General features: G+C 65.6%; 19 protein-coding genes and 3 tRNA genes. 13 read left to right on the top strand and 9 right to left on the bottom strand.

The window, feature by feature from the left end; genetic code table 11:
* Positions 1 to 49 precede the first annotated feature (49 nt).
* The 3 genes from MWU77_RS16295 (at position 50) to MWU77_RS16285 (ending at position 3,123) form a co-directional block, all read left to right on the top strand.
* Positions 50 to 562 (top strand): hypothetical protein, encoded by a 513-nt coding sequence (locus MWU77_RS16295; protein ID WP_247274238.1) that lies wholly within the window; start codon positions 50 to 52, stop codon positions 560 to 562.
* Between the two features lie 56 nt (positions 563 to 618).
* Positions 619 to 1,422, top strand: a complete 804-nt coding sequence (gene cmrA / locus MWU77_RS16290) for a mycolate reductase (RefSeq protein WP_169688528.1) — start codon at positions 619 to 621, stop codon at positions 1,420 to 1,422.
* A 240-nt stretch (positions 1,423 to 1,662) separates the two neighbouring features.
* Positions 1,663 to 3,123, top strand: coding sequence for an NAD(P)/FAD-dependent oxidoreductase (locus tag MWU77_RS16285; RefSeq protein ID WP_169688527.1), 1,461 nt, complete (start codon positions 1,663 to 1,665; stop codon positions 3,121 to 3,123).
* Positions 3,124 to 3,126: 3 nt separating this feature from the next.
* Here the strand turns inward: MWU77_RS16285 and MWU77_RS16280 are convergent, their stop codons facing one another.
* Positions 3,127 to 4,695 (bottom strand): helicase HerA-like domain-containing protein, encoded by a 1,569-nt coding sequence (locus MWU77_RS16280; protein ID WP_169688526.1) that lies wholly within the window; start codon positions 4,693 to 4,695, stop codon positions 3,127 to 3,129.
* Positions 4,696 to 4,781: 86 nt separating this feature from the next.
* On the opposite strand from MWU77_RS16280, the gene orn reads away from it, so the two are divergent.
* Both orn and MWU77_RS16270 read left to right on the top strand, forming a co-directional pair.
* Complete coding sequence (gene orn / locus MWU77_RS16275; protein ID WP_169688525.1) at positions 4,782 to 5,381, top strand: oligoribonuclease; 600 nt, start codon at positions 4,782 to 4,784, stop codon at positions 5,379 to 5,381.
* Positions 5,382 to 5,466: 85 nt separating this feature from the next.
* Positions 5,467 to 5,539, top strand: a tRNA-His gene (locus tag MWU77_RS16270).
* A gap of 57 nt (positions 5,540 to 5,596) precedes the next feature.
* On the opposite strand, the gene MWU77_RS16265 is transcribed toward MWU77_RS16270, so the two are convergent.
* Together MWU77_RS16265 and MWU77_RS16260 are read right to left on the bottom strand one after the other, a co-directional pair.
* A complete protein-coding gene (locus MWU77_RS16265; protein WP_169688524.1) occupies positions 5,597 to 6,736 on the bottom strand; it encodes a lipase family protein in 1,140 nt (379 codons plus the stop codon).
* Positions 6,737 to 6,739: 3 nt separating this feature from the next.
* Positions 6,740 to 7,876: an Ig-like domain-containing protein gene (locus MWU77_RS16260; protein ID WP_240959348.1), complete on the bottom strand. Its 1,137-nt coding sequence runs from the start codon at positions 7,874 to 7,876 to the stop codon at positions 6,740 to 6,742.
* A 338-nt stretch (positions 7,877 to 8,214) separates the two neighbouring features.
* On the opposite strand from MWU77_RS16260, the gene MWU77_RS16255 reads away from it, so the two are divergent.
* Positions 8,215 to 8,287, top strand: a tRNA-Lys gene (locus MWU77_RS16255).
* A 63-nt stretch (positions 8,288 to 8,350) separates the two neighbouring features.
* Here MWU77_RS16255 and MWU77_RS16250 read toward each other — a convergent pair.
* The gene (locus MWU77_RS16250) at positions 8,351 to 9,124 is read right to left on the bottom strand and encodes a L,D-transpeptidase family protein (protein ID WP_247274237.1); all 774 of its coding nucleotides are present in this window, start codon (positions 9,122 to 9,124) and stop codon (positions 8,351 to 8,353) included.
* 148 nt (positions 9,125 to 9,272) lie between these two features.
* The gene (locus tag MWU77_RS16245; RefSeq protein ID WP_169688522.1) at positions 9,273 to 9,497 is read right to left on the bottom strand and encodes a DUF3618 domain-containing protein; all 225 of its coding nucleotides are present in this window, start codon (positions 9,495 to 9,497) and stop codon (positions 9,273 to 9,275) included.
* A gap of 73 nt (positions 9,498 to 9,570) precedes the next feature.
* Between MWU77_RS16245 and bcp the strand changes: the two genes are divergently transcribed.
* Positions 9,571 to 10,044 (top strand): thioredoxin-dependent thiol peroxidase, encoded by a 474-nt coding sequence (gene bcp / locus MWU77_RS16240; protein ID WP_169688521.1) that lies wholly within the window; start codon positions 9,571 to 9,573, stop codon positions 10,042 to 10,044.
* On the opposite strand, the gene MWU77_RS16235 is transcribed toward bcp, so the two are convergent.
* On the bottom strand, positions 10,045 to 11,400 hold the full coding sequence (locus MWU77_RS16235; RefSeq protein ID WP_247274236.1) for a dipeptidase: 1,356 nt from the start codon (positions 11,398 to 11,400) through the stop codon (positions 10,045 to 10,047).
* Positions 11,397 to 12,152 (bottom strand): TetR/AcrR family transcriptional regulator, encoded by a 756-nt coding sequence (locus MWU77_RS16230; RefSeq protein ID WP_169688519.1) that lies wholly within the window; start codon positions 12,150 to 12,152, stop codon positions 11,397 to 11,399. The genes MWU77_RS16235 and MWU77_RS16230 overlap by 4 nt, the downstream gene beginning before the upstream one ends.
* 90 nt (positions 12,153 to 12,242) lie before the next feature.
* On the opposite strand from MWU77_RS16230, the gene MWU77_RS16225 reads away from it, so the two are divergent.
* The 3 genes from MWU77_RS16225 to MWU77_RS16215 all read left to right on the top strand — a co-directional run bounded on the left by MWU77_RS16225 (position 12,243) and on the right by MWU77_RS16215 (position 14,851).
* A complete protein-coding gene (locus tag MWU77_RS16225; protein WP_247274235.1) occupies positions 12,243 to 13,190 on the top strand; it encodes an ATP-binding cassette domain-containing protein in 948 nt (315 codons plus the stop codon).
* Positions 13,187 to 13,975: an ABC transporter permease gene (locus MWU77_RS16220; RefSeq protein WP_374229889.1), complete on the top strand. Its 789-nt coding sequence runs from the start codon at positions 13,187 to 13,189 to the stop codon at positions 13,973 to 13,975. The genes MWU77_RS16225 and MWU77_RS16220 overlap by 4 nt, the downstream gene beginning before the upstream one ends.
* 90 nt (positions 13,976 to 14,065) lie before the next feature.
* On the top strand, positions 14,066 to 14,851 hold the full coding sequence (locus MWU77_RS16215; protein ID WP_169688517.1) for a TetR family transcriptional regulator: 786 nt from the start codon (positions 14,066 to 14,068) through the stop codon (positions 14,849 to 14,851).
* Positions 14,852 to 14,871: 20 nt separating this feature from the next.
* On the opposite strand, the gene MWU77_RS16210 is transcribed toward MWU77_RS16215, so the two are convergent.
* Positions 14,872 to 15,297: a holo-ACP synthase gene (locus MWU77_RS16210; protein ID WP_247274234.1), complete on the bottom strand. Its 426-nt coding sequence runs from the start codon at positions 15,295 to 15,297 to the stop codon at positions 14,872 to 14,874.
* Positions 15,298 to 15,309: 12 nt separating this feature from the next.
* The gene (locus tag MWU77_RS16205) at positions 15,310 to 24,591 is read right to left on the bottom strand and encodes a type I polyketide synthase (protein ID WP_247274233.1); all 9,282 of its coding nucleotides are present in this window, start codon (positions 24,589 to 24,591) and stop codon (positions 15,310 to 15,312) included.
* Positions 24,592 to 25,000: 409 nt separating this feature from the next.
* On the opposite strand from MWU77_RS16205, the gene MWU77_RS16200 reads away from it, so the two are divergent.
* The 3 genes from MWU77_RS16200 (at position 25,001) to MWU77_RS16190 (ending at position 26,260) form a co-directional block, all read left to right on the top strand.
* A complete protein-coding gene (locus MWU77_RS16200; RefSeq protein WP_169688514.1) occupies positions 25,001 to 25,498 on the top strand; it encodes an HNH endonuclease in 498 nt (165 codons plus the stop codon).
* Between the two features lie 17 nt (positions 25,499 to 25,515).
* A tRNA-Leu gene (locus MWU77_RS16195) sits at positions 25,516 to 25,602 on the top strand.
* Positions 25,603 to 25,888: 286 nt separating this feature from the next.
* Positions 25,889 to 26,260, top strand: a complete 372-nt coding sequence (locus tag MWU77_RS16190) for a cupredoxin domain-containing protein (RefSeq protein WP_247274232.1) — start codon at positions 25,889 to 25,891, stop codon at positions 26,258 to 26,260.
* Positions 26,261 to 26,272 lie beyond the last annotated feature (12 nt).

Below are 26,272 nucleotides of genomic sequence, written 5' to 3'. Positions count from 1 at the left end.
CGATAGTCTGCTGCGTAGCAGCGAATTATCGCGACGATGGGAATCGAAGATGGCAAAGCTTCCGAACACGCTGTCCGAGGACGAATTCGTCCTCATCCGGGAAACGAAGAAGTCGCAGATTGCCGAACTCGCCGAAGACGACCTCATCGACCTGCACACTCGGACCCGCCGGGCGCGCAACAAGTACGTCAAGCTCTACCGCAGAAGCGGCGCAGACAAGGTCGGTGAGAAGAAGTCCCGCGCCTCGGGTCGCGCAGCGAACACGCGCAATGCCGGTAAGGCCGAGTTGTTCGAGGACGCCCTTGCGCGGGTCAGCCGTCGGCTGGCCAAGGTGGCACGCCAGTCTGCCCAGCAGCTCAAAGAAGAGCGGCTGGCGCTCGCCCGGAGTGATTCCCCGGTGTCGTCGGACGGCGCAGGTGGCAAGGGCAAAGGCAAGGTGAAATCGGAGGGAAAGTCACGCGTCGATTCCACCCGCGATTCGTCCGGCCGCAAGAAATACGAAGCATCGACGATCGCCGCGGGTGCGCGCCGTCAGGTCAAGAAAGACAAGAAGAACGCGTGACCGGCACGGGGGTCGGCCGTTCGAACGAGTGCCGCTGCCCGGCTAGGCTGAACGCCGTGACTCTGCCGAACCCCCACCCCGATGCCCGTGCCGTTGTCACCGGAGCCTCCTCCGGTATCGGCGAGGCGCTGGCCACCGAGCTCGCGGCGCGCGGGCATTCACTGATCCTCGTCGCGCGACGTGGCGACGTCATGGAGGAGCTCGCGACCGAGCTCAGGTCCGCACACGGCGTCGAAGTCGACGTGCGCGCATGCGACCTGTCCGCCCCCGAGGCCCGTACCGATCTCGTCGACGAGTTGTCCTCGCGACGGATCAGCATTCTGTGCAACAACGCGGGTATCGCCACGTTCGGTGCTGTGGCCGAGCTGGATCCGTCCTATGAGCGGGCGCAGGTCGAACTCAATGCGGTTGCGGTGCATGATCTGACTCTCGCGGTTCTTCCCGGGATGGTGGAGCGCAAGTCGGGCGCGATCCTGATGGTCGGGTCTGCGGCAGGCAACATGGCAATCCCCAACAACGCGACCTACGCCGCGACCAAGGCGTTCGTGAACACCTTCTCCGAATCGCTTCGCGGGGAACTCAAGGGCAGCGGCGTGCATGTCACGCTGCTGGCTCCCGGACCTGTGCGCACCGAGGTTCCGGATCCGTCCGAGGCGTCGATCGTCGATCGGATCGTTCCCGACTTCCTGTGGATTTCGAGTGAACACACCGCGAAGGTGTCGTTGGACGCACTCGCACAGAACCGCATGCGCATCGTTCCCGGCGTGATCTCGAAGGCGATGTCGGCCGCGGGACAGTTTGCTCCCCGGTCCATCTCCGCCCCTATCGCCGGCGCGTTCTACAAGAAGCTCGGAGGCTGACGCCTCGCACATGTCCCCGACCGGCGTCCGGCGCATCTCGCATCGGATGCCGGTCCTGGCGCATTACAGTGATCCCCCTCACTTCCCGAGGGTGCTCTTTCCGCTTCGCCTCACCTACTCCCATCTGCTGTTTCCCTGTCGACCAGGGTGCAGTTGGCATGAGTCGCGCAAATTCCCACAAATCGATACCTGTGTTAACAAGTAGTTACGGAAAATTTTCACAAACACAGGAGTAGTACTTTGTCGCCGAAGATCGCAATTCTTGGAGCAGGACCGAGTGGGCTCGCGCAGCTGCGCGCCTTCGAGGCAGCACGGAAAGCCGGTCTCGACGACGTCCCCGACATCGTGTGCTTCGAGAAGCAGGCAGACTGGGGCGGAATGTGGAACTACACGTGGCGCACCGGCCTCGATGCACACGGCGAACCGGTTCACGCGAGCATGTACCGGTACCTGTGGTCCAACGGCCCCAAGGAATGCCTCGAGTTCGCCGACTACTCCTTCGAGGAGCATTTCGGACGACCCATCCCTTCGTACCCGCCGCGCGCGGTCCTCCTCGACTACATCATGGGTCGGGTAGAGAAAAGCGATGTGCGCAAGTACGTCCGGTTCAACACAGCGGTGCGGTGGGTCGACTACTCCGAACAGACCAAGAAGTTCACCGTTACCGTGATGGACCACGACAAGGGCGAACTCGAATCCGACGAATTCGACTACGTGGTCGTCGCCACCGGGCACTTCTCCACTCCGAACGTGCCCGAATTCGAGGGCCTCGACCGGTTCCCCGGGCGCGTCCTGCACGCGCACGATTTCCGTGACGCCGCCGAGTTCGCAGGCAAGCGACTGCTTCTCGTCGGCAGCAGTTACTCGGCCGAGGACATCGGAACGCAGTGCTACAAGTACGGTGCAAAGCAGGTCACCTTCAGTTACCGCTCCGCGCCGATGGGACATGACTGGCCCGATGCGTTCTCCGAAGTGCCACTGCTCACGCATGTCGACGGCAGCACAGCACATTTCAAGGACGGCAGCACCCGCGAGGTCGACGCCATCGTGCTCTGCACCGGCTACCAGCACCACTTCCCGTTCCTGCCCGACGAGCTGCGACTGCGTACCAACAACCGGCTGTACCCGCGAAACATCTACAAGGGCATCTTCTTCCAGAACAACCCGCGCCTGATGTACCTCGGCATGCAGGACCAGTACTTCACGTTCAACATGTTCGACGCGCAGGCGTGGTACGCCCGCGACGTGATGCTCGGCCGGATCGCGTTGCCCGACTTCGACAGTCGCGACGCAGATATCGAGTCGTGGCGAACCCGCGAAGAGGCTCTGAGCAACCCGATCGAGGACATCGACTTCCAGGCCGCGTACATCCGGGATCTCGTCGATGCGACCGACTATCCCGAGTTCCACGTCGAGCGCCAGGGTGAGGTGTTCAAGCAGTGGAAGAAGGACAAGAAGGCCGACATCATGGGCTACCGCAACCGTAGCTATACGTCCACCCTCACCGGAACCACCGCACCGCCGCTCCCCGCACCGTGGCTGGAGATCCTCGACGATTCCCGAGAATCCTTCCTGCGCAATGATTTCGAAGCCGAGAAAAAGGACGAACCCGAAGACAAGGTCGTGGCCCCTCGAACCGAGCGTCTACGCATCCCGGGCACGCTCCGCTCTGCCGAGGCGCGCGTCACCGCGAACGTCTAGCGTCTAGCGTCGGCGGCGCCTGCCGGTCCCGAAGATGCTCCGTGAGATCTCCCGGCCCGCCGCCGACGCTGCCGACCGCAGAAACCCCTTCACCGCACTGCTACCGAGCACCTGCTCGACGATGGACGGTCCCTCGTCGGGCGGTGCGGCGGGTGCCTGCTCTGCGGCGTAGTCCGGAACAGGTGGCGCCTCGAAATCCGGATCGTTGTTCGGTGCGCCCGCCACTGTCGCGGTGAGCTTCTCGTACGCCGACTCGCGATCGATGGTGCGGCCGTACTTCCCGTACATCGGGCTCGCCTGCGCCGCCGCCCGCATGGCGTTCTCACCGACCGTGTCCATCAGCGATCGAGGCGGGCGGATACGCGTCCACGCAACGGGCGTCGGGGCTCCCATCTCGGACAGCACCGTGACAACAGCCTCACCCGTCCCCAACGTCGTAAGCACTTCCTCGAGGTCGTAGAACTCCGTCATCGGGTACGTACGGGCCGTCTTCGCCAGTGCTTTCTGGTCATCGGGGGTGAATGCGCGCAGCGCATGCTGCACCCGCGCGCCGAGTTGCGAGAGCACCGCGTTCGGAATATCGGTGGGCAGCTGGGTGCAGAAGATCACGCCGACACCCTTCGACCTGATCAGCTTCACCGTTTGCTCGACCTGCTGGAGGAACGCGTCGGAGGCATCCGCGAACAGCAGGTGGGCCTCGTCCAATACGAATACCAGTTTCGGTTTGTCGAGGTCGCCGACTTCCGGCAGTGCTTGGAACAGATCTGCCAGCAGCCACATCAGGAAAGTGGAGAACAAGCGCGGACGCATCGCCTGATCACCGAGCTCGATCAGATTGAGTACCCCCTGCCCACCGACGACATCGAGCAGGTCCTCGGTTTCGAGTTCGGGCTCCCCGAAGAACGTGTCGCCGCCAGCAGCCTCCAGGTTGACTATCGCGCGCAGGATCACGCCGGCAGTCGCCTTGGAGACCCCGCCGATCCCCTGAAGTTCCGCCTTCCCCTCGTCGCTCGTCAGGTGTGCGATGGTCTGGCGCAGATCCTTCAGGTCGAGCAGAGCGAGACCGTTCTTGTCTGCCCAATAGAAGATCAGTCCGAGCGTGGATTCCTGGGTCGCGTTCAGGTCGAGCACCTTGCTCAGCAAGATCGGACCGAACGCGGTGACGGTCGCGCGAACCGGGATCCCCACACCCTCGGTTCCCAGTGAAAAGAACCGCACCGGAAAACCGGTCGGGTTCCACCCGTCGTCGCCCGTGTCCACCGCACGGCCGGCGAGCACATCACTCGTCTCCCCTGCCGCAGACAGCCCCGACAGGTCGCCCTTGACGTCGGCAATCACGACAGGCACACCCGCAGACGAGAGCTGTTCGGCAATGAGTTGCAGGGTCTTCGTCTTGCCGGTGCCCGTGGCGCCGGCAACCAGACCGTGCCGATTCAAGGTTGCCAACGGTATCCGCACGTGGGCTGCCGGATCGACCGCACCGTCGTGCACTACAGCACCCAATTCCAGTGCTTCTCCGATGACGGCATAACCATCGGCGATCGTTGTGCTCGGACGCGAAGTTTCGGCCATCCGATATCCCCTATCGATGTGTGACAGACCTCGGCGCACCCCACCGACGACCTTAGCCGTTCCTCCGCCTCGCTACTCTGTGAGTCGTGCAGGACAAACTCGTATGGATCGATTGTGAGATGACCGGGCTGCGGATCGGCAGCGACAAGCTGATCGAGATTGCCGCGCTGGTCACCGATAGCGACCTCAATGTGCTGGGCGACGGAGTGGACATCGTCATCCACGCCGACGACGACGCGCTCGCCTCCATGCCGGACGTGGTGCAGCAGATGCATGCGAAGTCCGGACTCACGGAGGAGGTGCGCCGCTCGACGGTCAGTCTTGCCGAGGCAGAGAAACTTGTGCTCGACTACATCCGGGAGCACGTCGCGGAGCCGGGCACCGCACCGCTGGCAGGTAACTCGATCGGAACCGATCGCACCTTCATCGCACGGGACATGCCCGAGTTGGACGGCTTCCTCCACTACCGGATGGTGGATGTCAGCTCGATCAAGGAGCTGACACGACGCTGGTTCCCGCGGATCTACTTCGGCCAGCCCGAGAAGGGGCTCTCGCACCGCGCACTGGCCGACATCAAGGAATCGATCCGCGAACTGCGCTACTACCGGCGTACCGCGTTCGTCCCTGAGCCCGGACCGACGTCCGCAGAGCTCATCGCCGTCGTGAAGGATCTCGGACCCGCCTGACCAGGCGATTCGGTGTTTCCGGCAAAGTCACGCTAGTATCTGTACCGCAAGCGCACGCGGTCGAAGACCGTTCGCGATTGCGATGGTGAGTGTAGTTCAGTTGGTAGAGCACCAGGTTGTGATCCTGGCTGTCGCGGGTTCGAGTCCCGTCACTCACCCCTCAAGAAGAACCCCGACCGGATTCCGGTCGGGGTTCTTTCCTTCGGCCCTCTTTTCTACTGCGCGAAGAGTCCTGCGACGAACGGCGTCGTATCAGGCATCGACCGTTCGATGGCCGTGAAGTGCCCCGCCATATAGACGCGATAATCCACATCCGTACCCGACGCCGTCATGTCCGAGGCCAGTTTCGCCGACAACGGGATCGGCACCATCACATCGTGTATGCCGTGGCCGAGGAAGATCGGGCGGTCGTAGCCGTCGGTGGGGACCGCCAGATAGTCGGCGAGGACTGCGGGCAACTCTCCTTCGAACATCGGACGCGCCGGCAGGTCACCGATGCTCACCGATTGCGCGACCGCGTCCAGATCGTCGTAGCAGAGCACCTCCGCCTGATCGAGGATTTCCTGACCGGCCGGAGTGAAGTAGCTGTCGATGTCGACATCGGGATAAGCGTCGCGCACTCCCGAGAACAAGTACCCACTGAACGACACCAGCCCCCACAGACCAGGATCCGGGAACCCGGGAACTCCGAGGGTGAACGCCGACTCGAGATTGGCAGGCGCCCCGGTGGCCACGGTGCCCCGGAAGTCGAGTTCCGGCGCCCGGGAGGTCGCGATGTGGGCGGTGTGCAGGGCCGCGTGACCACCCTGCGAATGTCCGATCACCACCCAACTGTCGGACAGGGACGGATCGGCTGCGCGGGCGGCGCGAACACTGTCGACGACACTGTTCGCGGCACTCTTGCCATCGAGGTACCGGTGGAGGCCCTCCGAACCGAGCCCTGGATAGTCGGCCGCCACCACCGCGTAACCCTGGTCGAGCCAGTGGCCGAGATACATCTTCTCGACATCGGAGCGGGGGGTACGGGTCGTCAGCGAACAGTCGTCACCGACACCGGTGGTCCCGTGCGCCCAGGCGACGACAGGCCAGCCACTGTCGGGAGCGTCGCCTTCCGGCACGAACAGCGCGCCCGTGGCGACGGTGGGCTCACCCGAACGCCATTGGGTGCGGTACTCGATCTTCTCGGCGACGGCGACGCCGGGAAGGGAAAGTTCGGCCGGAAGCGATCCGACCGACACGAGTGCGCCGGGTTCCGGCCCAGCGGGTGCGGCGGTCGCAATGTGCGACCCGATCAGCTGAGGAACAACGAGGCCCAGCGCCGCAACAGCGCTGAGCCACGTTCGAATGCCGGTCACCGGCTATGCATTCGCGTTGCCGGCTTTCCAGGTGGCCCACGGAATGTTCCAGTCGCCGAGCCCATCGGTGCCGGACAGCACCCCACCAACGGTGTTGCTCACGATGACGATATCGCCGCGTTTGGTGTTGTCGAAGATCCACTTGGCGTTCGCGGGACTCAGGTTCAGGCACCCGTGGCTGGTGTTGCGGTACCCCTGGTCGCCGAGTGACCATGGAGCCGAGTGGAAGAAGATACCGCTGTAGGACATGCGGGTGGCCCAGTCGACCGGTGTGCGGTACCCCTCAGACGAGTCAACGGCCACTCCGTACGTCGACGAGTCCATGATCATGTGATCGAACCGGTCGCCGATCGTGTAGATGCCGTTGGGGGTGGGTGTGTCGTTCTTCCCCATCGAAGTCGGCATCGTGATCACATCGGCACCGTTGCGGTTGACGACCACCTGTTTGGTGTTGTCGTCGACCCTGATGATCACCGAGTCGCCGATCGTGAACGAGGTCGCGACATCGGACTGGCCGAACAGGCCGTCGCCCAGATCCTTGCCGTAAGCCTTCACATCGACCGAAACGGTGGTGCCCGGCGTCCAGTAGTGCTCCGGCCGCCACCGCACTTCGCGGTTGTTGACCCAGTAGAACGCACCCTCCACCGGCGGGTTCGTCGTGACGGTGATCGCTTCCTCGGCAGCGAGGCGATTCGGGATGTTCTCGTCGAACTGCACCGCAACCGGCTGACCGATACCGACGACAGAACCTTCACCGGGCATCACGTACGGCTGGGTGAGATTCGACGGAGACGATGTCGTGAACGACAGGCTCGAGGTGGTCGCACCTCCGAGCCCGTAAGCGACGGCTTCGAGAACGTACTGGCGGTTGTACCCGAGCGGCTCGGTGTTCACCCAGGTCGCATCGTCCTCGATCGCACCGGAGACCGGCTCTCCCTCCGGGGTGAGGAGGGTCACCGATTCGAGCTTGCCGTTGACCACCGACACCGTGACCGGGTCGATCGGAGAGAAACCGACGCCGCCGTCTTCCACGCTGGCCGACACGGTCGGTTTGATGAGTGCGGCGAGTGGGTTCGAGTCGATCGGCACTTCGTCGGCCCCGCCACCCGATCCAGGCGAGCAGGCAGTGACGAAGGCCATAAGCCCGACGACCATCAACCCCAGTACCGCCCCGGTCCGCCGCCGACGCGGACTCGTCACTTGTTCTTGTTGCACTGCCACTCTCCGCTCCGCCTCCCCACAGACACCAAAACTGCAGGTAACCCATGTGAAAACAATCTTGCCAGCCCACATTTCGAGCAGGCTCTACGACGCCCCCCGACGTCGATAACGTTCGAATACCGAATCGCCCCCACCGCGCCGTCCGTTACAGCGCCAGCGCCGCGAAAGGCCCCTGACCAGGCGATTTGGCGCGATCTTCTGAGGTGTGTAATCTTCTCTTCGTCGCCGGGACAACGGCCCGGAGACAGAAACACCAAGCGCCATTAGCTCAATTGGCAGAGCAGCTGACTCTTAATCAGCGGGTTCGGGGTTCGAGTCCCTGATGGCGCACAGCGAAAAGCCCCACCTCCGGAACGATACCGGGGTGGGGCTTTTTCAGCACTGTAGAAAGAATCACCCTTCGATGATCACGGGATCCCCGAGTTTCACGTTCTCGTAGTACCAGCCGGCGTTCTCGGTGCTGAGGTTGATGCAGCCGTGGCTGACATTCGCGTATCCCTGAGAATCCACCGACCACGGTGCGGCGTGCACGAAGATTCCGCCCCATGTGAGCCGCACTGCATATTCGGTGTCGATGCGGTACCCCTCGGGCGCGTCGATGGGCACTCCGTAGGTCGACGAGTCCATCACCAGATGTCGGAACTTCTCGAGCACCGGGAAGGTGCCGACAGGGGTTTCGTATCCCGGTTTTCCCATCGACGTGGGCATCGTCCTCACGACCTCGCCGTTCAGACTGACCGTGAACTGGTGCGTCGACCGATTCGCGACCGCGATGAACGAGTCACCGACCTGGAAGTGGGTCCGCGACCCGCCTACCAGGACTGTGACGTCGGTACCTCCGGGCCAGAAACCGTCCGGTGCCCATTGCAACTCCCGATCGCTGACCCAGGAGATGTGCCCGTCGACGGGCGCAGCGGTGATTATCTGCACTGCGTTCTCGGCCGCTGCCCGATCCGCGACAGGTGCGGTGAAACGCACGATCACCGGATGCGCGACACCCACCACGTTCCCGGTAGCGGGCTCGACAGACGAGACACCGAGACCGACTCCACCTGGCGGCGCCTCGGCGACAGTTCCCGCAGCGGCGGCGGCTCCGGAGCCGAACCACACGGCGGTGGCGAGAATCGTGGCCAGAAGCAGTCGTGCGCTCCGCTGACAACCCCTCATGACGGTCGCCTCCTTAGAACCAGGACGGACCCCGACCCATCCAGTGAAGCACGTCACACCTACGGGCGCGGCAGATGAAAGGTTGTCGTGCACGAATGCACAGTGCCCGCGTCCGAGAAGACGCGGGCACTGTGCACAGCGAATGGGGTCAGCGCAGAATCTTGCGCAATACGAGCAGTCCCACCACCGCACCCACCGCGATGGCGGCGTACTTCTTGACCTGAGGCTGATTGACCTTCGCGACGACGCTCTGCTTGGTGTTCGCCACCAAGGTCTTCGGGTTGGCGCGGAGGCTCAGTTCGTCGAGCGTGCTCGCGAGCTGGTTGCGGGCCTTTTCGATGTCCCGCTCGATGTCGCCGGTGTCCCTAGCCACGTGATCCTCCAGAAAGTCGCTGCAGTGTGCTGCGACCACGGTAATGGACAATCGGTCCACTAATGTCGCGGACATGACGGAAAACAGCAGACTCACTCCCGGCGACACCGCTCCCGACTTCAGGCTTGCCGACGCCGACGGCAACGAAGTGTCGCTGTCCGACTACCGGGGACGCAAGGTCATCGTGTACTTCTACCCCGCCGCGAGTACGCCCGGCTGCACGAAGCAGGCCTGCGATTTCCGCGACAACCTCGCGGAATTGAACGACGCCGGACTCGACGTGCTCGGGATCTCCCCGGACAAGCCCGCGAAGCTCGCGAAGTTCCGCGACAACCAGGAGCTGAACTTCCCACTGCTCTCCGACCCCGAGAAGACCACGCTCACCGCATGGGGTGCCTTCGGCGAGAAGAAGATGTACGGGAAGACGGTGACCGGCGTGATCCGATCGACTTTCCTCGTCGACGAGCAAGGCAAAATCGAGGTTGCGCAGTACAACGTGCGAGCGACCGGACACGTCGCGAAACTGCGACGCGATCTGTCCGTCTGACTATCCGGCCAGGGAACTCAGCAGCACCGCTTCCGCAACAGCGAGGTTCTCGATCTCGGATGGATCGACACTCTCGTTCGGGGCGTGGATGACGCAGCGGGGCTCCTCGACCCCGATCAGGGCGATCTCCGCTGTCGGCACCGCGCGTTGGAGTGCAGTGCACAACGGGATCGACCCGCCTTGACCGGCGGTGCCCACCTCACGTCCGTACGCAGCCTCGAGCGCGGACCGTAGAGCGGTGTATCCGGGCCCGTCGGTCACGGCGCGGAAGGGTTCGCCGACGGCTTCGCGCTCGATCCGCAAGCGGGCGCCCCATGGCACATGCGCTTCGAGGTGGGCGACGAGCGCGTCCTGCGCGGCCGTCGCGTCGACCCCGGGCGGTACCCGCAGGTTCAGGCGCGCCGATGCGCGGGGCACGATCGCGGCGGCAGAACCGACGACCGGCGGCGCATCGATTCCGAGCACGGTCAGTGCAGGCCGGGCCCAGACGGCGTCGGCGATCGAGCCTGAGATCGGCAGCGTCACTCCGTCGAGCACACCGGCGTCGGCGCGAGATCTGTCCTCGGGATACGGCACTCCGTCCCATGTCGCGGTGGCGTCGAGACCGTCGATGACCGTGTTTCCGTCGGCGTCGCGCATTGTGGCGAGCAGGTGCACCAATGCGGCGAGCGCGTCGGGTGCCCCTCCTCCGTACATGCCGGAATGCACTTCGCCCTTCAACGTCTCGATGTGGACGTCGACGTTCGCGATACCGCGCAAGGTGGTGGTCAATGTCGGCTTTCCCACTTCGGCATTGCCACTGTCGCCGATGATGATGAGGTCGGCCTGAAACAACTCGGGGCGCTCCTCGACCAGATGGTCGAGCCCTTCGCCGCCCATTTCCTCGGATCCTTCGATCACGATCCGTACACCCACGGGGATGCGCCCGTCTTCGAGGACCGCCCGCAGCGCGAGCAGGTGCATCATGATATTGCCCTTGCAATCGGCGGCGCCGCGCCCGTACCAGCGGCCATCGCGTTCCGTGAGCGTGAACGGCGGGCTGTCCCAGAGGTCTTCGTTGCCCGGGGGCTGCACGTCGTAGTGGCTGTACAGCAGGACGGTGGGGGCTCCGGCGGGGGCGGGGGTGTGCCCGACGACCGCGAGCGATCCGTCGGAGGTCTCGATGAGTTCGACGTGGTCGATCCCCGCTTCGGCGAATGCATCACGAACCCGGACTGCAGCTCCGACACATTCTTCGACGGGGAACTGTCGGGGGTCTGCGACCGAGCGGAACGCGACCATGGTCGCGAGCTCTTCACGGGCCGCAGGCATCGCTGCGCTGACGCGCTCGCGCATGCGTCGGGTCGGATCTGTCATCGCTTCTCCTCCGAATGTCCGATGAATACGTCGATTCCGTCGAGCAGCCGCTCGAGTCCGAACCGGAAATCCTGTTCGTGCCATGCCTCAGGAGCGTCGCCCTCGTCGGCATCGAATGCTCCCGCGGCAACCGCAGCGAGCACCCACGGGTACTTCTCCGGGTCGAGGATGCGAGGCATCACCGCGGGGTAGTCCAGCCCGTCGTCCATGACGGCGGATTCGAGTTCCCACGAGAAGCGCGCTCGGCTGATGACATACAGCGAGACCGTCAGGGTGATCTGCACTTTCGCTTCCTCATCGAGGGGGGTCTCGGACAGGGCACCGAGACCGGCATCGAGCCAGCGCATGTTGTTGGGCCAGTACGGGGCCGTTCGGATCGGACGCTCGGTCAACCATCTGTAGGCGCGCAGCCCCCGGTATTCGGCTGTTGCCCAGGCGTCGAATCGCTCCCGCCAGGAGCCCCCGGATGGCAACACGGGCGGCGGCCCGATCGCGCGGTCCCACGCGAGTTCGACGAGTTGATCCTTGCTGTCGACGTAGCGGTAGAGCGACATCGTGGTGAAACCGAGTTCCTTCGCGACGCGGCTCATCGAGAGCGCCTCGAGTCCTTCGGTGTTCGCGACGGCGATCGCAGCGTCGAGCACCTGCTCGAGCGTCAGGCCCCGACGTGGCCCCCGGGTGCCGGGGTCGCTCAGACCCCATGCCAGCCGCACGCTGCGCGGTAGCTCGTCTTCTGATCCGGGACTACTCATGCTTCTCCGTCTGTCGGGGTCTTGCCGCAATCCTAAAACTGCGTATCCTGTACACATTCGTATATCGCATACACAGTTAAGGACCGGGTCATGTCCGATCACTTCGCCGCTCTCCAAGTGCAGGCCCTGCGCAAGACATTCGGGGCCACCACGGTGCTCGACGGCATCGACCTCCGCGTCGAACAAGGGTCCGTCTTCGCCCTGCTCGGCGCGAACGGCGCCGGAAAATCCACAACCGTGCGGATCCTCACGACGCTCCTACCCTTCGACTCCGGCACCGTCGAAGTCACCGGGCTCGCCCTACCCGCACACGCGCGAGGTGTGCGAGAACGAATTGCTCTCACCGGCCAGTACGCTGCCATCGACGACGTCCTCACCTGCGCCGAGAATCTTCGCCTTGCGGCGCGGCTGGCCCACCTGCCCTCGGCGACGATCGACGGCCGTGTCCGAGAACTGATCGAACGATTCGATCTCGGGCACGTCGCCGACCGGCGCGCCGGCACCCTCTCCGGCGGCACCGCTCGCCGGCTCGACATCGCAATGAGCCTGGTCGCTTCACCGCAGGTGCTGTTCCTCGACGAGCCCACCACGGGTCTCGATCCCCGCAGCCGCCTCATCATGTGGGAGGTCATCCGCGAACTCGCCGCCGAGGGAGTCACCGTTTTTCTCACCACGCAGTACCTCGAAGAGGCCGATCGCCTCGCAGATCGAGTGGCAGTGCTGCATTCGGGACGCATCGTCGCCGACGGCACACCGGACGAGCTCAAAGCACTGGTGCCGGGCGGTCACCTGGAATTGCGCTTCACCACCGAACCCGACCTCGCTCGCGCTGCGACGCTCCTCGGCGGCGACACCGACCCGAGCACCCTCACTCTCGAAGTCCCCACCGACGGCGATCTCCCCCACGTGGCCGCCCTACTCACCCGCCTCGCCGACGACGCAGTTCCGGTCGAGAAATTCGGCCTCCACTCCCCCACGCTCGACGACGTCTTCCTCACTCTCACCGGCACGGCCAACCGAAAGAAGGTCTCGCAGTGACGCTCACCGACTCCCCCACCCACACTCTCGGTTACCTGCCCCGCGACTACGCGGCGGTGACCGGCAGAAATCTCAGGCGCATGCTCCGCAGCCCCGACGCACTGCTCATGGGTCTCGCGCTTCCGGTGCTGCTGCTCGTGCTGTTCGTGTATGTGTTCGGCGGCGCCATCAACACCGGCACCGACTATCTCAACTACGTCGTCCCGGGCATCGTGCTGCTGTCAGCATCGTTCGGCGCTGCACAGACCGCAGTCGCCGTCGCGTCCGACATGCAGCGCGGCATCGTCGACCGGTTCCGATCCATGCCCATCGCACGTTCGGCCGTTCTCACCGGCCACGTCGTCGCGAGCCTGGTCCGCAACCTCGCCAGCACCGCCGTGGTGTTCGCCGTCGCCGTCCTGATGGGGTTCCGGCCCGATGCCACCCTCGTCGAGTGGATTGCAGCCATCGGGGTCATCGCACTGTTCATCCTCGCGATCTCCGCGGTCTCGGCTGCGCTGGGGATGCTCGCCGGAAACGAGGAGGCCGCAAGCGGCTTCACGTTCTTCCTGCTTTTCCTGCCCTATGTGAGCAGCGCATTCGTACCGCCGGACACGATGCCGGGCTGGTTGCGGGGATTCGCCGAACACCAGCCGGTGACACCTGTCATCGAGACGGTGCGCGGCCTGCTCACCGGAACCCCGATCGGCAATTCGGCAGTGGTCGCGGTCGGGTGGTGTGTGGCGTTCACCGCCGTCGGACTGGTCGCGGCAACGGCGTTGTTCCGCCGTCGAACCGCGCGGTGAACCCCCTCCGCGGGAGACACACCGCGTTTGGTGGCACCTCTTTTCACACTCATGTTCGGCTTTCGTACAGTGTGCCGCTAGCCTGGGCGCGTGGAGTCAGCAACGAACGGCCGCCGCGCCCCGCAACGGATCGACCCCGCACTCGAGGTCCAGGCGGAGCCGCAGGAACTCGTGCCCAGACGACGTCCGACGCAGGAACGCAGCCGGCGCAAGTTCGACGCGCTCCTGGCAGCCTCCCGCGACCTGCTCACCGAGGTCGGATTCGAGTCGTTCACGTGCGAAGAGGTCGCCTCCCGCGCCGACGTCCCCATCGGCACCCTCTACCAGTTCTTCGCCAACAAGTACGTGATCGTCTGCGAACTGAATCGGCAGGACCTCGTCGGCGTCCAGAACGAACTCGCCACCTTCAACGGCAGGATCCCGTCGGTCGACTGGCTACGCTTCCTCAACAATTTCGTCGATCACATGGCCGGTCTGTGGACCACCGATCCATCCCGACGCGAAGTGTGGCTGGCGATGCAGTCCACCCCGTCGACGCGTGCCACCGGTGCCATCCACGAGAAGGAATTCGCCGAACAGGTCGCGCGGATGCTGGCGCCCCTCACCCCGGACACGCCCCGCGCGCGCCGCAAGCTCATGGCCGAGGTTCTCGTGCACATCGTGTACTCGATGTTGAACTTCTCGGTGCAGGACGACCAGACCCACGCCGACGCCGTGGCCGAACTCAAGCGGATCATGGTCGCGTATCTGCAGGTCGCCGAACAGGACTCGCGTGCCCAGGCGAAACGACAGAAGCGACGTGAAGATTCCGAACGCGCACGCGCCGCCGGGTCCGGAACGACCAAGGCCGAGGAAGCGTCCGCTCCCTCGGCCTGATCTCGTGTAGCACTCCGCTGCTACCTGTCGTCCTCCCCGGACGAGTCTTCGCGGGCGGCATCGTCGAGTACCACGAACGCACCGGCCATGTCTCCGTCGTGCGTCAGTGACACATGGATCCGCCGACCGCCGAGATGCTCCGCAACCTCACGATGCAACCGAATGCTCGGCCGTCCCCACGCGTCGCACACCACCTCGATCTGCTGGTGGATCGTCTCCGGCAGCACCGGCGGGCTCCCGAACAACGACGCCGACCACGCTTTGATCACGGCTTCCTTCGCCGCCCAGCGCGCGGCGAAATGCCGGGCAGGATCGGAGCTGCGGGTATTCGCATCGCGACGCTCACCCGGGGTGAAGTTCGCCAACATCGTCGTGCCCGGCCGCCGCAACTGCTCGGCGAACTCCGGCACCGACACGAGGTCGAACCCGATACCCGCAACTCCCATCTCTGCTGTTACCTACTTGCAGCCCGGCAGACCCGAGCGGTACACGTCGCCGTCACCGAGGCGTGCTTCCTCGGTGAGCAGCACATCCGCTTCGAGCTGACGTGCAGCAGCGGCAGGTACCGCGTCCCCACCGAACCGGCGATCCGCGGGACGCTCGTACAGTGCCGCGCCACCGGTCATCGCCGAGACCAAGCGCCGCTTACCCGCGACCGTGCGCTCCGCAGCCTGCGTGAGGTACGCCTCACGACGATCGGCCGGCAGCGACTCCACGAACGCCTGCGGGTGCACCACCGCGATCAACCCGGACACGTGACCGAAGCCGAGGCTGGTCAGCAGGCCCGCCTTCAGCGCGTACTGCTCGCCGAAACGGATCGGCGTACGTGCCCACACGAGGTGTTCGTACTCGGCCATCTTCTCGTCCACACAATCGAGGCTGCGGTTCGGCGGGACGACACCCTGGCTGAGCACCTGGCACAGACCGACCAACTGGAAGGCGGCTGCGCCACCCTTGGCGTGTCCGGTCAGCGACTTCTGCGAGACCACGAACAGCGGGTTGCCCTCACTGCGGCCCAGCGAGCCGGCCAAGCGCTCGTGCAGTTCCGACTCGTTGGGGTCGTTCGCCGCAGTCGACGTGTCGTGCTTGGAGACCACCGCGATGTCGTCCGCAGTGACACCGAGCTTGCGCAGTTCCTTCGCCAGAGCCGACTCGCGTCCGCCGCGACCTGCGCCGAGCGCACCGATGCCGGGCGCCGGAATCGAGGTGTGGACACCGTCGGCAAACGAACTGGCATATGCCACGACACCGAGAACAGGTAGCCCCATCTCCAGTGCGAGGTCCCCGCGCGCCAGCAGCACAGTGCCGCCACCGGCCGACTCGACGAACCCACCGCGCCTGCGATCGTTGGCCCGCGAGAAGCGGCGATCGTCGATGCCCTTGGCGGTCATCTCGTCGGACTTCGCGGTCGCCGACATGTCACCGAAGCCGACGATGCCCTCGATACCGAGATCATCGAAACCACCGGCGACAACCAACTCGGCCTTGCCCAGCTTGATCTTGTCGACACCCTCTTCGACCGACACGGCAGCCGTGGCGCACGCCGCGACCGGGTGCACCATCGCACCGTAACCGCCGACGTACGACTGGACGACGTGCGCGGCGATGACATTCGGCAGGGCTTCCTGCAGGATGTCGTTCGCGCGGTTCTCGCCGAGCAACGTGTCGATGTACAGCGACCTCATCGAGGTCATGCCGCCCATACCGGTGCCCTGCGTGTTCGCCACCATCGACGGGTGCACCCAGCGCAGCAGTTCGGACGGGGTGAAGCCGCCGGTGAGGAACGCATCGACCGTGGACACGATGTTCCACAGACCCACTCGGTCCACCGCATCCGCCATGTCGGCGGGAATGCCCCAGCGGGTGACATCGAACCCGGTCGGGATCTGGCCACCGACAGTGCGGGACAGCTTCGCCTTACGCGGCACGCGGATCTCGGTGCCTGCCTTGCGGGTGACCGTCCAATCTCCGGACTCGGAATCGACCGCAGCGACCGTGTTCTCCGGATCGGAATCGACGAACGCGCGGGCCTCTGCTTCGGAGCCGACCACGAAGGACAGATCCTTGTCGAGGAACACCGAAGTCATCAGCGGAGCCGTGTTGTCGACCATTGCTCCGTCGTCGGCGTAGCGACGGATGCCGCAACGCTCGACCACCGCGTCGTTGTAACGGTCGGCGATCTCCGACTCGGGGACGAGCTCACCGGTCTCGGCATCGTAGAAGCCGGGCTTCGGTTCGTTCTCCCACTCGATCAGACCCGTGACCCACGCCAGTTCGAGCACACCGGCAGCCGACAGTTCCTCGTCGACCTCCATCTCGAAGCGAGTACGCGACGAACCGTACGGGCCGAGCTCGCCCGCACCCACAATGACCACGAGGTCCTCGGGATCCGCGGTGACCTCGCTCCACTCGGGAATCGGGGCCGCATCGAGACGCGGGGCCGCAGGCAGTGCCGCGATGGTCGCGGTACCGTCCTCGTCGGCCTCCTCGGCGACATCGGCCGCGTCCTGTGCCTGCTTCGCCAGCGCAGGCAGATCGAGACCCGCCTCGGCGAGACCGCCGGTCAGGTCCGCGACGAGCGGTGCGTCCTTCGCAAGACGCTTGGCCTCCGGACCGACGAGCTTCAGCAGTTCGGTCGCCATCTCGGGCGTCGACCACGTGCGTACACCGGCGGCCTCGGCGGCCTCGACCAGCGGATCGTTGCCGCCCATCAGTCCCGTGCCACGCACCCAGCCGATGAGCGCGTGCGCCAGCGTGACGCGCTCGGCCCACGTGCGCTCGGCACCCCAGCGAGTGACGATCGCGTCGAGCGCGGCCTTCGACTCGCCGTACGCGCCGTCGCCACCGAACATGCCGCGGTTCGGAGACCCGGGCAGCACCACGTGCAGGTGGGTGTCGACGTCGTGATCGGCACCGATACCGGACAGACCGGCGATGAGCCGCTCGACCGACCACAGCAGAACCCGCATCTCCATCTCGGCGCGCGCACCGGCGTCGGCGAGCGAACCGGCCACGCGAGGCGCAGCGAACGGGAACAGCAGCGTCGGGGTCAGCGCATCCTTGATGAGCTTCTTGGCGCCGCCCGCGTTCTCCACGGTTTCGGTGCCGATCCACTCGATCAGAGCGTCGACGTCGGCGTACGAGGCCATGTTGGCGGGCACGACCCACAGGGCCGCACCGGTACGAGCGTGGCGTGCGTACAGGTCCTTGTAGAACCCGAGACGGTTCGAGTCGAGACGCGACGTGGTGACGATCACCGTCGCGCCGCCGCCGAGCAGCTTCGCTGCGACAGCCGCACCGATACCACCCTTGCTGGCGCCCGTGACGACAGCGACCTCACCTGCGTACTCGGCGTCGCCCGTGTTTGCCGCAGCCGTCGCGATACGCCCGAACGTCTCGGCCAGCAGCGTGCGACCTGCATCGCTCGCCTTGGCCTGCCAGTAGGTCGCATGAGCAGCAACCGTCTTGCCTGCACCGTCGAAGCGCTCGACCTCCACCGTGTCACCGAGCCAGACACGTGCAAGATCCTCACGCGCGGTGGCCCACCGGTCGTCGATGAGGACGGCCTTGCGGGCGTCGAACGCGGGTGCAACCTGTCGTGGCCAGTCGGAACCGAGCTCGGCCGAGACCAGATCGACGAGTTCGTCGTCGGCCTTGTCGGCGAGACCGGACACCTTCTCATTCAGTCCCAGCTGCTCGAGCACGAGGCGCGCGGCACTGGCGAGCACACCGTCGCGACCGGTGATCTGCTCGGTGAACTCACCGAGAGCAGCGGCATCGACAGTCGCTCCCCCGCCACCACCGGCCGACGGCATCGACACCGTGATACCGCGACGTGAACCGACCGACTGGACCGCGGCGTCGATCAATGCGTCGACCGAGGCCGTGTCACCGAGTGCACCCTGGGACAGACCACCCAGATCTCCACCGCGGATCGACGATCCGTCGCGGCTACCGAGAGCAACCTCCGCGGTCACGTGCTGGGTCCAGCCTTCGCCCAGGCCCCACACCTTGGTGACGCGGTCGGCGACGTAACCGGGGCGCTTGCCCGACGGGCCGAACACCTTGCGCAGGTGATCGTTGATCGAATCCGACAGCACCGGACCGAACGGGCGGTAGGTGCGGGCAAGGCGGTCGACCGTGCCTGCCAGTGCGCCCATGTCTGCATCGGCGGCACCGTCGATTGCGCCCAGCGACAGCTCGGAACCGAGGTCGACGAGAAGCTGGTTACGACGCGAGGACACGCCGTCGCACAGTGCCTCGATCGTGTCGACGGGGCCGATCTGATCAGGACGCAGCTTGGTCCACAGAGCGATGAGCACCTTGGTGGCGTCCGCAGCCTTGAAGACGATGTCGTCCGGGGTCGGACCACCGGTCGGCGCTGCCGGAGCAGCAACCGGTGTGGCCGCAGCAGCAGGCGAAGCCTCGGGCGCCGGCGCTTCCGGCTCGTCGTCCTCGACCGGGGCCGGATCCACATCGGTCGAGTACACGATCGACGCTTCACGCTCGATGTTGAGCACCTCGACCGGCTGACCGAACCGACCCGGCAGCTTGAGGGTCTGCGACGCAAGGTTCGCGACCGTCGGAGCGGCGCCGAGGCCGACCTCGACGAAGCGCTCCACACCCAGGCCACCGTCGGCCTCGTCGGCGAACAGCAGGTCCTGCGTCTCGATCCAGCGCACCGGCGACGCGAACTGCCACGCCAGAAGCTCGGCGAGCACCACGCGGGTCAACGCGACCGGCTTCGCGGCCCACGCATCGAAGTCCGCAAGGACCTCGGCGAGCGGCTCCGACGGCACCAGATCGGCGATCTCCTGAATGAACTCACGGCCCAGGTTGAACGGCTTGGGCACCAGATTCGGGATGTAGCGGCCGATGAGGATGTTCGGGTCGATCTCCTCGGGCAGCAGGTTCAGCAACCGCTCACGGAAATCGTCCACACCGCCACGCAGGACGGTCGAGTGGAACGGCACATCGATGCCGGGGACCAGGATGAACGCGCGCTTGCCACCGAATTCGGCGACCTTGCGCTCGATGACGACCTCGAGGGCTTCGAGCCCCGCCACCGTGCCCGCGATCGCGTACTGCGAACCGCGCAGGTTCAGGTTGACGATCTCCAGGAACTCTTCAGCACTCGCTCCGACTTCGGCGACGAAATCCTGCAGGTCCTCATCGGCGACACCGAACTGCGACGGCCGGATCGCGGCCATGCGGTAGTTCGAGCGACCCTGCTCGTCACGCGGCACAAGAGCATGCATCGCCGAGCCGCGCTGGAAGACGACCTCGAGAACCGCTTCGAGCGGAAGCACTCCGGCGACCGCCGCGAGAGCGTTGTACTCGCCGACCGAGTGACCGGCCAGCAGCGAACCCTCGACGAACGCGCCCGCCTCGCGGAGCTCCGCGATCTGCGCGACACCGAGCGTCGCCATCGCGACCTGGGTGAACTGGGTCAGGTGCAGCACACCGTCCGGGTGCTTATGAGTGACACCGCGAGCCTTGAGGACCGTCGGATTGTCGCGCACCACAGCAAGGATCGAGAAGCCGAGGGCCTCGCGGGTGTGCTTGTCGGCGCGCTCCCAGACCTCACGGGCAGCCTTGCTGCGGGCGCGAGCGTCCAGACCCATGCCGGGGCGCTGGATGCCCTGGCCGGGGAAGGCGTAGATGGTCTTCGGTGCGGCGATACGACCGGTCGCCACCATCACCACGTCGCCGTCGACGCGGCAGCCCACCTCGACGATCTCGGCGCCGCGATCGGTTGCGATGCGATCGACGCGCACGTCGATCTTCGCGCCCGGACGAACCATGCCGAGGAATCGCGTGGTCCACGCCGTCATCCGACGCACCGGCAGCTTCGCATCGGACTCGATGGCCGTGGCAACCTGCTGCGCAGCGGCGGACAGCCACATGCCGTGGACGATCGGGCTACCCAGACCGGCCAGCAGCGCGGCGTTGTCCGACGTGTGGATCGGGTTGTGGTCGCCCGACACGCGCGCGAACGCGCTCATGTCGGTGGGGGCAACGATCACGGCGTCGCGGCGACGGCGACGCGGCGTCTCGAGGACGTCGTCGCTCAGCGAACCGCCGGCGCGGACCGGATCGGCCAGTTCTGCGGTGCCCGTGCGGCCGCGGATCGCGAAACGCTCGATCAAGGTCGCAACCGTGTTGTCGCCCGAACCGTCACCGTTGTCGGCGGAGATGGTCACGTGGACCTCGACGACACGGCCCAGATCGGTGTCGAGGACGTTCTCGACCAGCGCCTTGACCCCCAGGATCGACGGGTCGGTGGACAGACCGTTCTTCACGTCGATCGCGTGATCGAGGTGGACGAGATCGAGCATGCCCTCGATGACCGACAGGTTCTCGTCGGTGCGGGCAGCGCCGAGCGCAGCGAACACGGCCGGCCAGCAGGCGCCCACGAGGACGTCGGGCACACCGTTGGTGCTCGGGCTCAGATTCTCGGGCAGACCCGCGCCGGTGACACCGGCGTGGTCGGCGATCTTCTCCGGCAGCCAGCCGAGAGTGATGCGCGCGGCACCCTTCTTGACGACCGGAAGCTCCTGTCCCGCAGCCACACCGAGCAGCGCCGACATGGCGGCGTCGGCGTCGGCCTCGGTGATGACAGGTGCGCCGCCGGTGCTCACGGATGCGGGCACCGTGATACGGATCTCGACGACGCGATCGTTGCCGAGGGGCACCCGAAGGCCGACGTGCTCACCGTCGAGGACCGTCAGCGTCGCGCCGGTCGGCGCGTGCACCGCAGCGGCCTCCGACTCGACGGCCCACTCGTCGAGATCGCCGAGACGATCGATCGGATTGCGCGTCTGGCGGCCGGCCCACGCGACATCGGGCGACGACAGCACAGCATCGAGCAGACCGGTCGCGACATCGCGGTGACGACGAGCAACCACCGGGGTGGGCTCCACACCGGACTCGACAAGCTCATCGACCGTGGCCTTCTCGAAACGGTCGAGCAGCTCACCGACCGGCTCGTCGACGCGGGTGATGCCCGCGACGGCGACGGTGCCGGGGATGACGCAGACCTGATCGGCGGTGTAGCGCGGATCGTGTGCCTGCCACAGCGAGTCCGACCGCCACCAGCGACGCACGTCCTGGTCGACGACCGGCACGAAGTTCACCGGCTTGCCGGGGGTCTTGCACAGAGAGACGAAGAACGCGACATCCGCGGGGTGCAAAACCACGTCGCCGGCATCGGTGTACTGAGCCGTGAGCGACTTGACCGCCGCGTACGGGCGCTCGAGCACTGCATCGTCGTCGAACAGCGTCGGGATCGGGCCGCGGTCCACGGGATGCAGACGGGCCTCGGCGCGCTGCAGCATCTCGCGGAAACGCTCACGCCACGACACGTCCAGCCACGGGCTGACATGCGCGTCGGCGACGGCATCGCCCAGGTCGCTACCGCAATCGAACTCGGTCGCGCAATCGGAGCCGATGGCGAGCTCCAGGTAGCGGGTCAGCCACTGCAGGTACGTCATCTCGGCGACGTCACCGAAGTACGGCTTCGCAGTGATGTCGAGCGCGGCGATGATCTCGTCGCGGCGGGCAGCCACAGCGTCCGCATCGCCCGCGACCTCGTCGAGCAGACGACCCGTGCGGGACGCAGCGTTGTCGATCTCATGGATGTCGGCACCGAGCTGGCTACGACCCGAAGCCATGCCACCGTTCGCGGTACCCGCACCCACCCAATCGGGGGTGCCGGGCGTGTCGACCAGCAGCTGCTTGACCTCAGGAGCCGTGGTGGCCTCGAGAGTCGCCATCGCGGCGGTGCCCACAAGGATGCCGTCGAGCGGCATCGCCGGGAACCCGTACTGGGTCGACCAGCGGCCCGTCAGGTAATCGGCGGCCTTCTCCGGCGTACCGATACCGCCACCGACGCACAGCACCAGATTCGAGCGCGTGCGCAACTCTGCGTAGGTGTCGAGGAGCAGATCGTCGAGGTCCTCCCACGAGTGGTGGCCACCAGCGCGGCCGCCCTCGATATGGACGATGACCGGGTAACTCGGGACCTCGTTCGCGATGCGGATCACCGAACGGATCTGCGCGACCGTGCCCGGCTTGAACGCGACGTGCTCGATGCCGGCGTCACGCAGATCGGAGATGATCTGCACGGCCTCCTCGAGCTCCGGGATACCCGCGGTGACCACGACACCGTCGAACGGTGCACCCGCGGCACGCGCCTTCGGCACGAGACGCTTGCCGCCCACGTGCAGCTTCCACAGGTACGGGTCGAGGAACATCGAGTTGAACTGCGCAGCGCGACCCGGCTCGAGCAGATCGGTCAGCTCCGCGACGTGATCGGCGAAGATCTGCTCGGTGACCTGGCCACCACCGGCCAGCTCGGCCCAGTGACCCGCATTCGCAGCGGCCGCAACGATCTTCGGATCGACAGTGGTCGGCGTCATGCCGGCCAGCAGCATCGGCGAACGGCCCGTCAGGCGGGTGAAGGACGTCTCGACACCGACACGGCCGTCGGGCAACGCCACCGGCTTCGGGGCGAACTCCGACCATGCGCGCGGCACCTCGGGCTCGGCACCCGGGGTCAGCAGGTTGCGCTGACCACCGCGGGTCGCGGCGGCGATGATTCCGACGCCCTGACCGCGCAGACCGGACTGAGTGAGTCGCGTGAGCAGCTCGCCCGGGCCCAGATCGAGGATCCAGGAAGCGCCGGACGCCACAGCGCCGTCGACCTGCTCGACCCAGTCGACCGGAGTGACGAGGATGGACTCGGCCAGCTTGCGGGCGAGATCGACGTCGAGGTCGCAACGCGACGCCCAGTCCGCGACCTGATCGACGGCAGCGGCGAACGCGGGGTGATGGAAGCCGACCTCGGCCGGAACCGGCTCGAACGTGGGCGCGAACACCGCGCCACCACGCTTCTTGGAATCGCGCTCGCGGGTCTCGGTTGCGGAGATCTCCTCGCAACGCTGCTGCACGCGCTCGAGCGCGGCCGGCGGACCGGACAGCACGACGCGGCGACGGCCGTTGCGGATGGCGACAACGGCGCTGCGCTCGGGGTCCTGGCCCTCGAACACCTCGGCGACGATGGTGCTCAGACGCTCCGCGTCGACACCGGACACCGCGAGCATCGGGAACTTACCGGCACCGGCGATCAGCCCGCGGCGACGACCGACGAGCGAGGCAGCGGCACCGATGAGCTGGGCGATTGCGAGGATCTCGGCGTCCTTGCGGCCACCGGCGGCAACGGCCTCGACGGCGAGAACGCCCTGCGAGTGGCCGATGACGGCGCTCGGGGCGTGGGTTGCAAAATCGAGTCCCTGGTTCGCGAGTGCGCGCAGCGCAGCGATCTGGGTGAGGAAGACGCCGGGCTTGGACACCGCGGCGGAGGTGAGGGTCGCTTCGGACGGGCCTGCCGCGGGAGCGTCGTCCTCGTCGTCGACGAGTTCCTGCTCGAGGATCCACGCGATGGGATCGAACCCGGCCGGGCGCACAACCATGAGGTCGCCGGCGACAGGAGCGAGGTGTGCGGCCGCAGCGTTGACCAGTTCGGTCAGAGCCGGCTCGAGGCCGTTGTCGCGGCTGAGCTCCTCGAGGGAGCTGAGCCAGGGCGCACCCTGACCGCCGAAGGCGAGTGCGTAGGGCTCACCCGCGAGAAGCTTGTCGACCAGTGCACCGTTCGGGGCGGTTGCCGCCCGCCGGCCGGTGCTTCGTGATGCCTTCGAGTTCCGTCCGTTGTCGCCTGGTGTGGTCTCGTCGATCGTCACGCGTGTGGTTCCTCTCCTGAACACCCCTGCGTGGAGGCATTTCGTGTTGCAGCGCTGCCCGCGCCGGTGTGTTGCATGGACTGGTGTTCTGCTCGTACGGGCATGCCAAGGTTCGCACAAAATCATGAGGGGTTCCTCATGTTTCGTTTCGCGTACCTCGCCGCACGAACCCTCTACCAGTGATTTCACTCACACCCACCGATGAAGCGACCGGCGAGTAACTCGGATTGACGCAGGCCGCACCGATGCGTGGACGTCCACGAACCCGAGGAACCCTCACGTTTTATTGTTATCAAAACGTTACCTCTTGACGGCACGCCGTGGCCGTGCGTTGCCGCGGGCGGAAACATGTCGGACCTCCCAGCTAACTTCCTTCATGTCCGAACATCCATTCGACGCAGGGGGCAATATGAGCAGGGCGGTCAAGTACACGAAGGAAATGCTGGAGGAGGCCGTGCAGCAATGCACCAACTTCGCCGAAGTGCTCAGATACTTCGGACTCAAGCCGAACGGTGGTCATCACACTCACCTGAGCCGCAGGATCAGAGCACTGGGCATCGACACGTCACATTTCACAGGTCGTCCGCGCGTTCTTGGAGGATCCGCCGTTCGACGTCACTGGACCACCATCCTCACGGAGCGGCCCACCGGCTCCCCTCGCGTCAAACCCCACCTATTGCGCAGGGCCTTGATAGAGGCAGGCCGTGACCATCTGTGCGAACGTTGCGGTATCGATTCCATGTGGAATGGAGACGCACTGGTCTTCCATGTCGACCACATCGACGGGAACCCGAACGACTCCCGCCCCGAGAACGTCCGTTTTCTTTGCCCCAACTGTCACAGCCAAACCCCGACCTGGGCCGGAAGGCGACGCTTCAGCTTCAACTCGGATCTGTCCGGGTCATGACGTATTGTGTCCGTGACGCGCGAGTGGCGTAATTGGCAGCCGCGCAGCGCTTAGGACGCTGTGCCCTTACGGGCGTGGGGGTTCGAGTCCCCCCTCGCGCACCACGGGCAGTTCCATGAACTGCATACGGGGTCACGAACTCACATGAGGTCGCGACCCCGTTTTCGTATGCACCACGAGCGCAGAACCTCGTTTCCCGCCACATCGGCCACTCGTGGAAGGGCCTCGTCGACGCCGTCGTCCGATCCTCTGTCCCGGGGCCTCGGGATCGGTGAACATGAGCAACTTCGCGCAGACCTGAAGTCCGTTTTCGAGTATGTATTCGTGTTTCGCCTCCGGAATCGCGCCCGAGGTGTTGAATTCTTGGTGGGCCCGAAACCGGAGGCACCCATGAAGCGCGCAGCATTGCTCCTCGCAACACTGTTGATCGCCGCCTTTGCACTGGTGGCGTGCGGAGAGTCCGACACTGAATCGTCCGACGACGCCGGGGTACGCGGTGATGATTACGGGAGTACGGAGACCGCAACGATCCTCATCACCGGGTTCGAATTCGAAGTACCGGACTCGGTCGGTCCGGGCACGACGGTCACCGTCCGGAACGAAGACGATGTCGAACACAGCGTCACCGCACGCGACGACACCTTCGACGTCGAGGTGGAGGCCGGCGAGACGGTGACCTTCACCGCGCCGGCGGACGCACGGACCTACGACATCTACTGCACCTACCACCCGAACATGACGGGACAGCTCACTGTGTCCTGAGCAGCCGCGGCG

This window comes from Rhodococcus sp. F64268 (assembly GCF_023015605.1).
In the GTDB taxonomy this organism is placed as follows: Bacteria; Actinomycetota; Actinomycetes; order Mycobacteriales; family Mycobacteriaceae; genus Rhodococcus.
This window is presented reverse-complemented; position numbering and strand designations above follow the sequence as displayed.